We start from the raw sequence: 13,378 nt of genomic DNA, 5'->3' as shown, positions 1-13,378 counted from the left end.
GGATCCGACCCCGAGATTGTGATCCTGCGGCCGGGGGAGGGGGTAAAATGGGGGGATTACCCCCGCCAGCCTCCAGCAAGCGAGCAAGTCGTGACATCGATCAAGCAGGAAGACCTCATCCAGTCCATCGCCGACGCGCTGCAGTACATCTCGTACTACCACCCGGTCGACTACATCAAGAACCTTGCCGCCGCCTACGAGCGCGAGGAGTCGCCGGCCGCGAAGGAAGCGATGGCGCAGATCCTGATCAATTCGCGCATGTGCGCCGAAGGCCACCGTCCGATCTGCCAGGACACAGGCATCGTCACCGTGTTCCTGGAAATCGGCATGGACGTGCGTTGGGACGACGCCACCATGGGCGTGGAAGACATGGCCAATGAAGGCGTGCGCCGCGCCTACATGCACCCGGACAACAAGCTACGCGCTTCGGTGCTGGCTGATCCGGCCGGCAAGCGCATCAACACCAAGGACAATACCCCGGGCGTGGTCAACGTCAAGGTGGTGCCGGGCAACACCGTCGACGTCATCGTCGCCGCCAAGGGTGGTGGTTCGGAAGCCAAGACCAAGTTCGCCATGCTCAACCCGTCCGATTCCATCGTCGACTGGGTGCTGAAGACCGTGCCGACCATGGGCGCCGGCTGGTGCCCGCCGGGCATGCTCGGCATCGGCATCGGCGGCACCGCCGAGAAGGCGATGCTGCTGGCCAAGGAAGCTCTGATGGAGCCGATCGACATCACCGAGCTGCAGGCCCGTGGTGCGTCCAACCGCATTGAAGAGCTGCGCCTGGAGCTGTACGAGAAGGTCAACGCACTGGGTATTGGCGCGCAGGGCCTGGGTGGCCTGACCACTGTGCTCGACATCAAGATCAACGATTACCCGACTCATGCGGCCAACCTGCCGGTGGCGATGATCCCGAACTGCGCGGCCACCCGCCATGCGCACTTCACCCTGGATGGCAGCGGTCCGGTGATGCTGGACCCGCCGTCGCTGGAGGACTGGCCGAAGCTGACCTACGATTCGTCCAAGGGCACCCGCGTGGACCTGGACACGATCACCCCGGAGGACGTGGCCAGCTGGAAGCCGGGCCAGACCCTGCTGCTCAACGGCAAGCTGCTGACCGGCCGCGACGCCGCGCACAAGCGCATGGTCGACATGCTCAACAAGGGCGAGCAGCTGCCGGTCGATCTGAAGGGCCGCTTCATCTACTACGTCGGACCGGTCGATCCGGTGCGTGACGAAGTAGTGGGCCCGGCCGGCCCGACCACGGCGACCCGCATGGACAAGTTCACCCGCCAGGTGCTGGAGCAGACCGGCCTGCTGGGCATGGTCGGCAAGGCCGAGCGCGGTCCGGCGGCGATCGAAGCGATCCGTGACAACAAGTCGGCCTACCTGATGGCCGTCGGTGGTTCGGCCTACCTGGTGTCCAAGGCGATCAAGGCGGCCAAGGTGGTCGGTTTCGCCGACCTGGGCATGGAGGCGATCTACGAGTTCACCGTGCAGGACATGCCGGTGACCGTGGCGGTGGATTCCACCGGCGAATCGGTGCACAAGACCGGCCCGCGCGAGTGGCAGGCCCGCATCGGCAAGATTCCGGTGGTGGTGGAGTAACCCTGCCGCGCATCCGGTTCAAGCAACGGCGCCCGTATGGCGCCGTTGTTGTGTGGTGAGGGTTAACGAACCTGCAGCATCTGCTCTGCTAGGCTCGGCGCGACCTCACACAGGACGTGTTCATGGGCCTGCATCGATTCATCGCCGTTGCGATCCTGCTGGCCCTGGCCGGCTGCAGTACAACCTCATCCTATGAATGTGCGGACTTCTCCGCCTCCTCGCAGTGCCGCATGCAGTGCCAGGCCGACTATCGCAGCTGCATGGCGCGGGGCAGTGTCGGCAGCAACGACTTCAGCTGCGAACAACAGATGGTGCCGGCGCCAGACAAGCGCTGCAAGGACGTTGCCAACCCCGAGTTGCGCCGTTCCTGTGAACTGAAGACGCACGACTGCGCGATACGCACGCCGATCATGTCCTGTAGCGAAGGCCGCGATACCTGCATGAGCCGCTGCGGCTGAGCAGCGACCGCCCGCGCGGGCGCATAATCAGCGGATCCATTCACACAGGAGCCGCGCATGAGCACCACGCTGTATGGTTCAACCAGTACCGCCGCGCTGGTGGTGCACTGGCTGCTGATCGAGCTGGGCATCGAGCATGAACTGGTGCTGCTGGATTTCGACACGCGCGAGCACAAGTCGGCGGAATACCTGGCGCTGAATCCGGCCGGTGTGGTGCCGACACTGCTGATCGATGGATTGGTACTGACCGAAGCGGCGGCGATCGCACTGCATCTGGCTGACCGCCATCCGGAAGCCAACCTGTTGCCGGCACTGGGTACGCCGCAGCGCGCCGATGCCTACCGCTGGATGTTCTGGTGTGCCAATACGCTGCAGCCGGCCTATCGTGCCTGGTTCTATCCGTATGAGATGGCGGGCGAGGCAAACGTGGAGGCCACTCGCGAGATGGCCCGTCAGCGCCTGGAAGCGGCCTGGCAGCATGTGGCCACGCACCTGCAGGCACACGGACCGTACCTGCTGGGTGCCACGCCCTGCGTGGTCGACTACATGCTGGTGATGCTGATGCGCTGGTCGCGCAACATGCCCAGGCCCAGCGACACCTGGCCGGTGCTGAAGGCACATGCCACGTCGATGAAGGCGCGCCCGGCGTTCGCCGAGGTGTACCGCCGCGAAGGCATCACCGACTGGCGGTAACCCGTTCTGTAGAGCCGAGCCATGCTCGGCTGCATTCATGGGTAGCACGCGAACCGCAGCCGAGCATGGCTCGGCTCTACCAAAAGTAGGGCGGGCTTAGAGGATCTCCAGCACCGTTTCCGGTGGGCGGCACAGCCGCGTGCCCTTGGGGGTGCGCACCACCGGACGGTTGATCAAGTGCGGGTATTCGGCCATCGCGGCTAGCAGCGTGGCCTCGTCGGCATCTTCCAGCCCGAGTTCGGCGAACTGCGCTTCCTTGCTGCGCACCAGATCGCGCGCGTTCAGCGCCGACTCGGCCAGCACCTGGCGCAGCGTGGCCGCGTCGGGTGGGTTGCCCAGGTACTCGATGACCACCGGATCGAAGCCCGCATCGCGGATCAGCTTCAGTGCGCCGCGCGAGTTGCTGCAGGCCGGGTTGTGCCAGATCGTCACGTCCATCAGAACCACTCCAGCAGCGACACGCCCACGCCCACATAGGTGGCCTTGTGGTTGTAGTCGATCATGCTCTCGCCATAGCCGTCGAAGATCTGCACATGGCCACGCAGCAGGTTGCTGATCGGGAAGCCGTAGTCCAGCTGCAGTGCACCGTGGGAGCGGCTGCCGGTGCGCAGCGAATGGCGCGCCATCAGCGCGACCTCATGCCCGTTGCGGTTCCAGATCAGGGTCGCGTCACCGCGGCCCATGTAGTCCTCGATGTCCGGATTGTTGTCTTCGCTGCGGCTTTCCGGGATGCGGTACCACGGGCGGAGGACCAGCGCCCAGTTCTCGCGATCCAGGCCGATGTTGAGCATGACCCGGTTCCAGCTGCGCGAGAGCGGATCGGCCCGTCCGTTGGACTGGTGGTTGAGGCTGATGCCGGTCATGCGCCCGCGCCAGCCACCGATCGAGTAGCCGTTGCGGAACACCATCATCACTTCCGGTTCGTAATTGGTTTCGCGGAACGGGCGCGAATCCTCGCTGTTGTAGGCCTGCCAGCGCGAACTCTGGGTGTAGCCGGCCCAGATATCACCGTTGTCGCCGAACAGGTTCTCGGCGATCTTGGTCTTGAAGCTGATCTGGAACTTCAGTTCGGCACTGTCGAGCACCTGCGGGGTCGTTACGCTGTTGGCCGGGTTCGGCGAGTGCGGCATGGTGTTGCGGTCGCTGGTCCAGAACGCGGGCAGCAGGTACACCGGCTTGTAGGCGCGCAGCTGGAACGGGCCCAGCTTGGAGTCCTCGGCCAGCTCCCAGCGGCTGTCCAGCAGCGAACCGCGGCCGGCGTTGGCCAGCGCGCTGTCCGGTGCCGCCGGGCGGAACAGGTCGCTGACCCGTTCGCGCAGTTTCTCTTCGCCCTGGCTCACACGTGCGGTCTGGCGCTCTTCGCGGCGGGCCTGCGCGGCTGCCTCGGCAGCGGCGTCGGCAGCGGCGGTGGCCTGCGGGGTGTGCGCGAACAGGCGGTCATAGCAGGCCAGGCGCGCCGCGTCGGTGGTGATCGCCGCGCAGGCGGCCGGCGAGGTGTCGGTGCTGGGCACGAACTCCTGCGCGGCCAGCGGTGCACTGGCCAGGGCAAGCGCCAGCGGCGCCAGACGGGGAAGCAGCGTGGGGAGGGTCATTGCAGCAGGCCCTTCGGTGGATACGGGAATCGCACAGTGTGGCGGCTGCAACGGATCGCGGCCAGCCCCACGGTTTATGCACGGCCCCGGCGTGCGCGTGGCGTGAAGGCCAGGTGGCTCAGAAGAACCAGGCGAACGCGAACAGGCCCAGCATCGCGATCACCACCGCCAGTTTCAGTGCCAGGCCGAGCAGGATGCCGAGCCAGGTGGCCAGGCCGACCTTGGTCGAGCGGCCGAGTTCGCGGGTGTGCCAGTACTCGCCGAGCAGGGCGCCGATCAGGGGGCCGGCAAACAGGCCGATGGGCATGAAGAACAGGCCGACGATGCTGCCGACGAAGGTGCCCCACAGGGCCTTGCGGCTGGCGCCGACGCGCTGTGCCCCAACCACGGTGGCCAGCACGTCCACCAGCAGTGAAAGCAGGGTCAGTACGCCCAGCGCGACCAGGGTGGGCCAGCCGACATGGGCGAAGCCGTCGGCCCAGGCCGCCAGCAGCAGTCCGATGAATACCAGCGGGATGCCCGGAAGGGCTGGCAGGACGATGCCGGCGATGCCGATCAGGACAAAAATGACCGCTAGCAGATATAAGATGAATGAGAGTCCCATGCTGTCCCGTATGGTGTCCGTTTTGGGGTTGACAGTGAAAGATTTTGCCAGTTGCTTTTTCGTTTTGGGCGGGTTAAGTTGCAGTCGCTGAGCTTGGCAAGGTCACCGTGGATCGTGGCCTGATGAAGCAAGATCTTTCCGATCCGCTGCATCGATGCACCTCGCTTCCCCCTTGCTTGTCAGCCGCCCACCGGGCGTTTCCAACAACAAGAGAGAGTCAAAGGGAGTTAGTGAGATGGCTGAGCGCGAGACCGGTACCGTAAAGTGGTTCAATGATGCGAAGGGCTTCGGCTTCATCAGCCGGCAGAATGGCGAGGACGTGTTCGTGCACTTCCGCGCCATCGAGACCCAGGGCTTCAAGAGCCTCAAGGAAGGCCAGTCGGTGACCTTTGAAGTCGTGCAGGGCCAGAAGGGCCTGCAGGCTGACAAGGTGCAGCCGGTGTAATACCCGCCGCCCGTCGGCATGAAAAAGGCCCGCGCAAGCGGGCCTTTTTCTTTGCCGTTGGCCCGGTGCAGGTCAGCGCAGGATGACCTTGCCATTGACCACGCGCACGTAGGTGTTCTCGCGGATGCCGCCGAGATCGCGCTGGTTGACCACGATGGTACGGCCATCATCCATGCGCACGCTGATGTCATAGGTATCGCTGGTGACGTTCTTCTGGATCTGGTTGCCGGCCAGGGCGCCACCGACCGCGCCTGCAGCGGCGGCGATGTTCTTGTTGCCACGGCTGCCACCGGTGTGGTCGGAGATTTCATGGCCGGCCACGGCGCCGACGATGCCGCCGAGGATCGCACCGGTCGCGCTGGGCGCGGTGCGGCCCGAGGGCACGGTGTTGATGCGGGTGACGATGCCGCAGTCGGCGCAGCGGCCCTGGTTGTAACCGCCATTGTTGCCGTAGCCGCCGTTGTTGTAGCCGTTGTTGTAACCACCGCCGCCGTAACCGGGCGAGGTGGCACAGCCGGCCAGGGCGAGGGTTGCGATGGCACTGGCAGCGATGAGCTGGATCTTCATGAGGCGTCTCCTGGCCGTGAAGGCGGGTGCGTTGGGTGGTACTGCGTCATGCAGCAGGGTGGACGAATCCTCTCCTTTCGAACGTGAACAACGCGCCAACCGTGCGTGCCCTGACCGGCTGCAGGATGAATGCGCGTCAGCGGAAGTCCTGGTGGCAGGCACGGCAGTCCGCCTGCAGTGTTTCCACCACCTGGGCGAGGGCTTTGCAGTCGCCTGGCGGTGAGGCCAGCGCCGTGTTGAGGTTGCCGCGCAGCTGGCTGGCGTGCTGCTGGAACTGCACACTGTCCTTCAGCCCGGGAAAGGCCAGATCCAGATCGTTGGACAACAGGCGTATGGCCTGCAGGCGCGGCACGCTGTCGGCCAGGCTGCAGCGGTTCTGCTGCTGGGCCTGCTGCAGCAGCTGCGACTGCCGCTGCATCACCTGCATGAGGCTGTCCGGGAACGGGTCACGGCGGGCCTGCAGGGCACGGCTGACCATCACCGTGGCGATCAGGCCGATCAGCAGGCCCAGGCAGAGCACGAACAGGTAACGATGGGCGGTGGACAGGCGGCGGGGCGGGCTGGCATTCATGCGGGCTCTCCGGGCTTGCAACGGTGGGTTCGATGCCGGCGTACTGCGGGCGCCGGCACCTGCACGTTAAAATAGCCCGATGAACGAACAGGTCAAACAACGCTTCGCCGGCATCGAACGGCTGTATGGCGTGGGCGCGCTCGAGCGCCTGCAGGGCAGCCGCGTGGCGGTGGTGGGCATGGGCGGCGTCGGCTCGTGGGTGGTGGAGGCGCTGGCCCGTTCGGCGGTCGGCCACCTGACCCTGATCGATGCCGACGATATCTGCGTGTCCAACACCAACCGGCAGCTGCCGGCGATGGAAGGCAACTACGGCCGCAACAAGGCCGAAGCAATGGCCGAGCGCTGCCGTGCGATCAATCCGGACATCGAGGTCGACGCCGTGCAGGCGTTCCTGACCGTGTCCAACATGGCCGAGCTGCTGGACCGGGGGTTCGATCTGGTGATCGATGCCTGCGACAGCTTCCGGGTCAAGGTCGAGACGATCGCCTGGTGCCGCCGCCGCAAACTGCCGTTGCTGACCGTGGGGGCAGCCGGTGGCCGTACCGACCCGACCCTGGTGCGTATCCGCGATGTCTCGCGCACCGAGCACGACGCCATGCTGGCGCTGATCCGCAAGAAGCTGCGCAGCGAATTCAACTTCCCGAAGAACGCCAAGCGCTATTTCGGCGTGCCGGCGGTGTATTCGCTGGAGAATGTGAAGTACCCGCAGGCCGATGGCAGTGTGTGTGGCCTCCGCCCGAACCTGGGCGCCGATGCGGCGTTGAAGCTGGACTGTGGCGCCGGCCTGGGCGCGGCGACCCACATCACCGGCGCGTTCGCCTTCGCGGCGGTGGGCAAGGCGCTGGAGATGCTGCTGGAGCCGAAGAAGGTGAAGGCTGAAGTGGTCGAGGATCACGCCGACGCGTGATGGTAGTGCCGGCCGCTGGCCGGCAACGCCGGAATGCTTGAATCAGCGCAGATGCCGGCCAGCGGCCGGCACTACCGCTATAGCGCCGGCAGCGTGAACAGCCGCCGCGCATTCTCCGTCGTGGCCTGGGCCACGGCATCCAGCTCCATCCCGCGCAGCGCGGCCACATGGCGGGCAATGGTCGCCAGCCGCGCCGGTTCGTTGCGCTGGCCGCGGATGCCGGCATCGGGCTGGTCCGGTGCGTCGGTTTCCAGCAGCAGCTGTTCCAGCGGCATCTCACGTACCAGCCGCTGCAGTCGTTGCGCGCGGTCGTAGGTCAATGGGCCGCCGAGGCCGAGCAGGAAGCCCTGCCCGTGCAGTTGCGCGGCCTGTTCGGGGCTGCCGGAAAAGCTGTGCACCACGCCGCGCAGGCCGCCGATGCGGCGGATGGCGGCGATCACCGCATCCACCGCACGTCGCGCGTGCACGATCACCGGCAGCTCGAATTCACGGGCCAGTTCCAGCTGGCCGATGAAATACACCTGCTGAGCCTCGGCATCCAGTCCTTCGACGAAGAAGTCCAGGCCGCATTCGCCGATCGCGCAGGGGCGTTCGCGCTCGATCCACTCGCGCAGCAGCGGCAGGTGCCCAGGCTGGTGCTCGGCCAGGAACATCGGATGCAGGCCGTAGGCCGGGTACAGACCCGGTGCCTGCCGGCAGACCTCGCGCAGCTTCGGCCAGCTGGCTGCGGTCACCGCCGGTACCACCTGCAGGCGCACACCAGCCGCCTGCGCACGCTCGACCACGGCGGTGCGGTCACGGTCGAACTCGCTGGCGTCCAGATGGCAGTGGCTGTCGACCAGCACGCTCAACGCTGTTCCAGCGGCGGGGGCGTGATGGCGTTGCGGCTCTTCCAGTTGGCCAGCAGCAGGGTGCCGAAGCCCAGCACCAGCTCATCGACGAACGGAATCGGGTCCGGGATGAACAACGTCAGCACGAACAGGCCGGCGGTGAGCTTGAACAGGGTCGGGTAGCGCAGCCGGCGGGCCCATTGCAGTACCGGCAGCAGCATCGGGTTGGCCATGGCGGGAATCCTCGTGGGGAATATGCAAACGCTACCACGGGCCCAGCATTTCCCGATGCTGAATGGGTTACAGCAATGAGCAGGAAATGTGGAGATTCCGTTCAGGCAGCGCATGCTGCAATCTGGTCCGAGAACGTTGCGGATGGTCCGCAAGGAGCAGGTCATGAAAAGCACAACTACAACTGTCCTGGTCGCAGCGGGCGCGCTGCTGGTCGGTGGCATCGCCACCGCCGCCTTCATGAAGAGTGGCGACAAATCGCCCGATTCCATCAGCGCCGCAACCCCCAATGGCGAGTCGCGCCTGGTCGATGGCAGCGCCACCGACGATGGCGCGCGTGGTGACAAGCTCGACCCGTCCGCACCGCGCGGCCTGGAGTACGCCGATGTGCTGAAGGTCGATCCAATCACCGAAAAGCAGAAGGCGTATGCCACCGTGATCGGCACCGATCCGGTCCGTGAGACCTCCACCACCCAGACCCCGCACGAGGTCTGCCAGGACGTGACGGTGCAGGAACGCCTGCCGGAGCGTGATGGCAATGTCGGCGGCACCGTGGTCGGCGCTGTGGTCGGTGGCCTGCTCGGCAACCAGGTGGGTGGTGGTAACGGCAAGAAGGCCGCGACCGCAGCCGGTGCCGTGGCCGGCGGCTTCATCGGCAACCAGATCGACAAGCGCCACGTGGGCGGCCGCGTGGTCAACCGTACCGAACGCCAGTGCCATACCGAGACCGCCACCTCCGAGTCGAGCCGCGTCACCGGCTACAACGTGACCTACCGCAACGAGGACGGCACCACCGGCACCATGCGCATGGCCAGCAAGCCGGGCACCCGCATCGCCATGGGCAACACCGATGTGGTCAAGGGCTACAACGTGACCTACCGCTATGACGGCGCCGAGAAGACCGTGCGCATGGACAACAAGCCGGCCAGCGATCGCCTGCCGGTGGTCGATGGCCAGCTGGTCACGCAGACCGCTGCCGCCGGTGCCACTGCCGCAGCCACGCGCCAGTAATCCCGGCGCAGCCTGCAGTACCTGACGGGCCGGCGTATGCCGGCCCGTTTCGTTGTGGCCTGCGATATTCATCCGCGCGGGGAAGCAATCCTCCATCATGGATGCCCCCTTCGACATGGAGCCGGCATGAGCATCTTCGACCTGCGCATCGAAACCGAGCGGCTGATCCTGCGCCCGCTGCTGCGCGAGGACTACGAACCGTACCTGGCGTTCTGCGCCGACGAGGACACGATGCGCACTCTCGGTGGCGTGCAGCCGCCGTCGGTGGCCTGGCGCGGTTTCTGCAGCCTTGCCGGCGCCTGGCAGCTGTTCGGCTTCTCGATGTTCAGCGTGATCGAGAAATCCAGCGGCGACTGGATCGGGCGGATGGGACCGTGGCAGCCGCAGGACTGGCCGGGTACCGAGGTCGGTTGGGGCATCCGCCATGCCAGTTGGGGCAGGGGCTATGCGCCGGAGGCGGCGGTCGCGGCGATCGACTGGGCCTTCGATACGCTGGGCTGGGATGAGGTGATCCACACCATCGCCGAGAACAACGACAACTCGCGGGCCGTGGCACGCAAGCTCGGCAGTACCCTGCTGCGCATGGGGGAGTTGCCGGAGCCGTACAACGACAAGCCCATGCAGATCTGGGGCCAGTCGCGCGAACAGTGGCGGCAGCGCACACGCTGAACACTGCCCGGTAGTGCCGGCCGCTGGCCGGCAATCTCTTTGCAGCAGGATTCATGCGAGTGCCGGCCAGCGGCCGGCACCACGGTGTAGCCATGCTGCACCCGCGCTTGGCATTCACCGGCGTGCTTGCCAGACTGCATGCAGCCGGCCGCCGGCCGGATCCGAGGGAGCAGGCAATGGTGGAAGAGCGCGTCCCGTTGACGGTGCACGGCATGTCGGTGTCAGGCAATTGCCACAAGGTCCGCCTGCTGCTGGAGCAGCTCGGCAGCCGCTACCGCTGGGTGGAAGTGGACAGTGCCCATGGCCAGACCCACACCCCTGAGTTCCTCGCGCTCAATCCCAATGCGAAGGTGCCGCTGATCGTCCGCGACGATGGTCGCGTGCTGACTGAATCCAACGCGATCCTGTTCTGGCTGGCCGAGGGCACGCCCTACCTGCCCACCGATGGCTGGGACCGTGCGCAGGCACTGAGCTGGATGTTCTTCGAGCAGTACACGCACGAGCCGTGCGTAGCGGTCGCGCGCTTCATCCGCGGCTGGACCCCGCCTGAGTCGCCGCGCCGCGCAGAACTGCCACGCCTGCACGAGCGCGCCGCCACCGCGCTGGCGGTGATGGAGCAACATCTGCGTGAAGCGCAATGGTTCACCGGCAGCGGGTACGGCATCGCCGACATCGCGCTGTTCGCCTATACCGACGTCGCAGGCGAGGGTGGAATCAGCCTGCAGCCATTCCCGGAGGTGCGTGCCTGGCTGCAACGCGTGCGCGGGCAACCGCGCTTCCTGCCGATGCCGGCAGTGACCGCCGAGGTGCGCGCACGCTTCGAGGCCGCGTGACTCTCACCAGGGTGACCCCCACAGGGTAGCGCCTGGCCAACGCCGGGCGGAATGCAGCAACGACACGGAGGGTGTTCGATGTTCGCTGTGGTTCCAGATCCGATTCCCGCACGCATGCGCGTGCTCAACCGCGCCGACGTGTGCGATGCCAATTTCCTCGACGCGGTACGTGGCTGGCGCGGTACCCCGCGTCCGCGCCCGGCGCCGGATGCGCCGATCCTGCCGGGCAGCACGCTCACTGCCGCCGCGTTTGGCGAGCTGTTCGATTCGCAGCTGGCCAGCCGCCAGCTGGACCTGATGGCGCGCGTGCTGCGCGTGCAGAACAAGGTCTTCTACACCATCGGTTCGTCCGGCCACGAAGGCAATGCGCTGTTGGCGCGGGCCTGCCGGCATACCGACCCGGCATTCCTGCATTATCGCTCCGGAGCCTTCATGGCCGAGCGTTCGCGCCAGGTGCCGGGGATCGACCCACTGCGCGATGCCGCGCTGTCCTTTGCTGCCAGCGCCGATGACCCGGCCAGCGGGGGGCGCCACAAGGTGTGGGGCAGCAAACCGTTGTGGGTGCTGCCGCAGACCTCGACCATCGCCTCGCATCTGCCGAAAGCGCTGGGCACCGCGCTCGCCATCGAAAGCGGCAAGCGGCTGGGCCAGGAACTGCCGATTCCGGCCGACAGCATCGTGCTGTGCTCGTTCGGCGACGCCTCGGCCAACCATGCCACCGCGCAGACCGCGTTCAATACCGCGATGTGGTCGGCCTACCAGAAGCTGCCGGCGCCGATCCTGTTCGTCTGCGAGGACAACGGGCTGGGCATTTCGGTGAAGACGCCGGAAGGCTGGATTGCCGAACGCTTCAGCCGCCAGCCGGGGCTGGACTATTTCTTCGCCGATGGTCTGGACCTGGCCACCGGACACGCCCAGGTGCAGGCGGCGGTGGAGCACTGCCGGCGTACGCGGCGGCCGACGTTCCTGCATCTGCGCACCACGCGCCTGATGGGGCACGCCGGTACCGACTTCGAGGTGGAATGGCGCGCGTTGCCGGAGCTGTGTGCGGCCGAGGCGCAGGACCCGCTGCTGCGCTCGGCACAGATTGCGATGGAATCGGGCTGGATGGATGCGGCCGCCATCGAGGTGGCCTACGAGACGATGCGTGCGCGCTGCATGGCCGCCGCCGCCGATGCCGAAGGACGCCCGAAGCTGCAATCGCTGCGCGAAGTGATGGAGCCGCTTGCGCCCTATACGCCGGCTGCGGTGCAGGCCGAAGCACGGCGCGAGGTGCCCGCCGGGACACGCGAAGCGCTGTATGGCGGTGCGGAGGCCTTGCCCGAACGGCAGGCGCCACGCCACTTGGCGATCCAGATCAACCATGCCCTGCAGGAACTGCTGGCGAAGTATCCGCAGAGCCTGCTGTTCGGTGAGGACGTCGCACAGAAGGGCGGTGTCTACACCGTCACCAAGGACCTGCTGCGCCGCTTCGGCCCACGCCGGGTGTTCAACACCCTGCTGGACGAGACCATGATCCTGGGCATGGCGCAGGGTCTGGCCAACCTGGGCATGCTGCCGATTCCGGAGATCCAGTACCTGGCCTACCTGCACAACGCCATCGACCAGGTGCGCGGCGAAGCGTGTTCGCTGCAGTTCTTCTCCAACGATCAGTACCGCAACCCGATGCTGGTGCGGGTGGCCGGGCTGGGCTACCAGAAGGGCTTCGGTGGCCACTTCCACAACGACAACTCGATCACCGCGCTGCGCGACATCCCCGGGCTGGTGGTGGGCTGCCCGTCGCGTGGCGACGATGCGGTGATGATGCTGCGCACGCTGGCCGCACTGGCGCGGGTGGATGGACGCGTGGCGGTGTTCCTGGAGCCGATCGCGCTGTACATGAGCAAGGACCTGCACGAAGCGGGTGATGGCCAGTGGCTGTTTGACTATCCGGCACAGGGCCAGGCACTGGTGCCGGGCGAGGGCCGGGTCTATGCGCCGGAGGCCGGCGACCTCGTGATCTATACCTATGGCAACGGCGTGCCGATGGCATTGCGCGCATCGCGGGCGCTCGAGCAGCAGCTGGGCTGGCAGGTACGGGTGGTCGACCTGCGCTGGCTGGTGCCGCTGGACGCCGGCTTCATCGCCGCCCAGGCTGCCAGCGCTCGGCGGGTGCTGGTGCTGGACGAAGGTCGCCACAGTGGCGGGGTGGGGGAGGGCGTGGTCACCGCGCTGGTCGAGGCGGGGTTCGGCCATCTGCCGTTGCGCCGGGTCTGTGGTGCCGACACCTACACGCCACTGGCGGGGGCAGCAATGTTCGGGCTTCCAAGCGACAATGCGGTGATTGGCGCCGCCCTCGACCTGGCGCAGGAACCCTGAT

Annotated in this window: 16 protein-coding genes; 9 read left to right on the top strand and 7 right to left on the bottom strand. The window is 66.5% G+C overall.

Going from position 1 to position 13,378, the window contains the following annotated elements:
* Positions 1-90: 90 nt before the first annotated feature.
* The 3 genes from DFO63_RS04540 to DFO63_RS04530 all read left to right on the top strand — a co-directional run bounded on the left by DFO63_RS04540 (position 91) and on the right by DFO63_RS04530 (position 2,759).
* A complete protein-coding gene (locus DFO63_RS04540; RefSeq protein WP_049421523.1) occupies positions 91-1,608 on the top strand; it encodes a fumarate hydratase in 1,518 nt (505 codons plus the stop codon).
* A gap of 122 nt (positions 1,609-1,730) precedes the next feature.
* Entirely contained in the window at positions 1,731-2,066 is a 336-nt protein-coding gene (locus DFO63_RS04535; protein ID WP_119006518.1) for a hypothetical protein, read from the top strand.
* Between the two features lie 57 nt (positions 2,067-2,123).
* Positions 2,124-2,759 (top strand): glutathione S-transferase family protein, encoded by a 636-nt coding sequence (locus DFO63_RS04530; protein ID WP_119006517.1) that lies wholly within the window; start codon positions 2,124-2,126, stop codon positions 2,757-2,759.
* 96 nt (positions 2,760-2,855) lie between these two features.
* On the opposite strand, the gene arsC is transcribed toward DFO63_RS04530, so the two are convergent.
* From arsC to DFO63_RS04515, 3 genes are all read right to left on the bottom strand, one after another.
* Positions 2,856-3,197, bottom strand: a complete 342-nt coding sequence (gene arsC, locus DFO63_RS04525) for an arsenate reductase (glutaredoxin) (protein WP_049444769.1) — start codon at positions 3,195-3,197, stop codon at positions 2,856-2,858.
* On the bottom strand, positions 3,197-4,351 hold the full coding sequence (locus DFO63_RS04520; protein ID WP_014037794.1) for a phospholipase A: 1,155 nt from the start codon (positions 4,349-4,351) through the stop codon (positions 3,197-3,199). The genes arsC and DFO63_RS04520 overlap by 1 nt, the downstream gene beginning before the upstream one ends.
* A gap of 118 nt (positions 4,352-4,469) precedes the next feature.
* Positions 4,470-4,955: a DUF456 domain-containing protein gene (locus tag DFO63_RS04515; RefSeq protein ID WP_014037793.1), complete on the bottom strand. Its 486-nt coding sequence runs from the start codon at positions 4,953-4,955 to the stop codon at positions 4,470-4,472.
* 235 nt (positions 4,956-5,190) lie between these two features.
* Between DFO63_RS04515 and DFO63_RS04510 the strand changes: the two genes are divergently transcribed.
* Positions 5,191-5,400, top strand: coding sequence for a cold-shock protein (locus DFO63_RS04510; RefSeq protein ID WP_014037792.1), 210 nt, complete (start codon positions 5,191-5,193; stop codon positions 5,398-5,400).
* A 72-nt stretch (positions 5,401-5,472) separates the two neighbouring features.
* Here DFO63_RS04510 and DFO63_RS04505 read toward each other — a convergent pair whose 3' ends face one another.
* Both DFO63_RS04505 and DFO63_RS04500 read right to left on the bottom strand, forming a co-directional pair.
* The gene (locus tag DFO63_RS04505) at positions 5,473-5,967 is read right to left on the bottom strand and encodes a glycine zipper 2TM domain-containing protein (protein ID WP_005410289.1); all 495 of its coding nucleotides are present in this window, start codon (positions 5,965-5,967) and stop codon (positions 5,473-5,475) included.
* Between the two features lie 136 nt (positions 5,968-6,103).
* The gene (locus DFO63_RS04500; protein WP_119006516.1) at positions 6,104-6,538 is read right to left on the bottom strand and encodes a cytochrome c; all 435 of its coding nucleotides are present in this window, start codon (positions 6,536-6,538) and stop codon (positions 6,104-6,106) included.
* A 79-nt stretch (positions 6,539-6,617) separates the two neighbouring features.
* On the opposite strand from DFO63_RS04500, the gene DFO63_RS04495 reads away from it, so the two are divergent.
* Positions 6,618-7,445 carry a tRNA threonylcarbamoyladenosine dehydratase gene (locus tag DFO63_RS04495; protein ID WP_049444765.1) on the top strand — a complete coding sequence of 276 codons (828 nt, stop codon included), beginning with the start codon at positions 6,618-6,620 and terminating at the stop codon, positions 7,443-7,445.
* Between the two features lie 77 nt (positions 7,446-7,522).
* Here DFO63_RS04495 and DFO63_RS04490 read toward each other — a convergent pair whose 3' ends face one another.
* Positions 7,523-8,296, bottom strand: a complete 774-nt coding sequence (locus DFO63_RS04490) for a TatD family hydrolase (protein WP_119006515.1) — start codon at positions 8,294-8,296, stop codon at positions 7,523-7,525.
* Positions 8,293-8,508 carry a DUF6116 family protein gene (locus tag DFO63_RS04485; protein ID WP_014037787.1) on the bottom strand — a complete coding sequence of 72 codons (216 nt, stop codon included), beginning with the start codon at positions 8,506-8,508 and terminating at the stop codon, positions 8,293-8,295. The genes DFO63_RS04490 and DFO63_RS04485 overlap by 4 nt, the downstream gene beginning before the upstream one ends.
* Before the next feature lie 163 nt (positions 8,509-8,671).
* On the opposite strand from DFO63_RS04485, the gene DFO63_RS04480 reads away from it, so the two are divergent.
* The 4 genes from DFO63_RS04480 (at position 8,672) to DFO63_RS04465 (ending at position 13,377) form a co-directional block, all read left to right on the top strand.
* On the top strand, positions 8,672-9,517 hold the full coding sequence (locus tag DFO63_RS04480; RefSeq protein WP_119006986.1) for a glycine zipper 2TM domain-containing protein: 846 nt from the start codon (positions 8,672-8,674) through the stop codon (positions 9,515-9,517).
* Positions 9,518-9,643: 126 nt separating this feature from the next.
* Complete coding sequence (locus DFO63_RS04475; RefSeq protein ID WP_119006514.1) at positions 9,644-10,186, top strand: GNAT family N-acetyltransferase; 543 nt, start codon at positions 9,644-9,646, stop codon at positions 10,184-10,186.
* A gap of 176 nt (positions 10,187-10,362) precedes the next feature.
* Positions 10,363-11,019: a glutathione S-transferase family protein gene (locus tag DFO63_RS04470; RefSeq protein ID WP_119006985.1), complete on the top strand. Its 657-nt coding sequence runs from the start codon at positions 10,363-10,365 to the stop codon at positions 11,017-11,019.
* 78 nt (positions 11,020-11,097) lie between these two features.
* Complete coding sequence (locus tag DFO63_RS04465) at positions 11,098-13,377, top strand: thiamine pyrophosphate-dependent enzyme (RefSeq protein WP_119006513.1); 2,280 nt, start codon at positions 11,098-11,100, stop codon at positions 13,375-13,377.
* Position 13,378 lies beyond the last annotated feature (1 nt).

This window comes from Stenotrophomonas sp. AG209, from assembly GCF_003550055.1.
GTDB lineage: Bacteria > Pseudomonadota > Gammaproteobacteria > Xanthomonadales > Xanthomonadaceae > Stenotrophomonas.
This window is presented reverse-complemented; position numbering and strand designations above follow the sequence as displayed.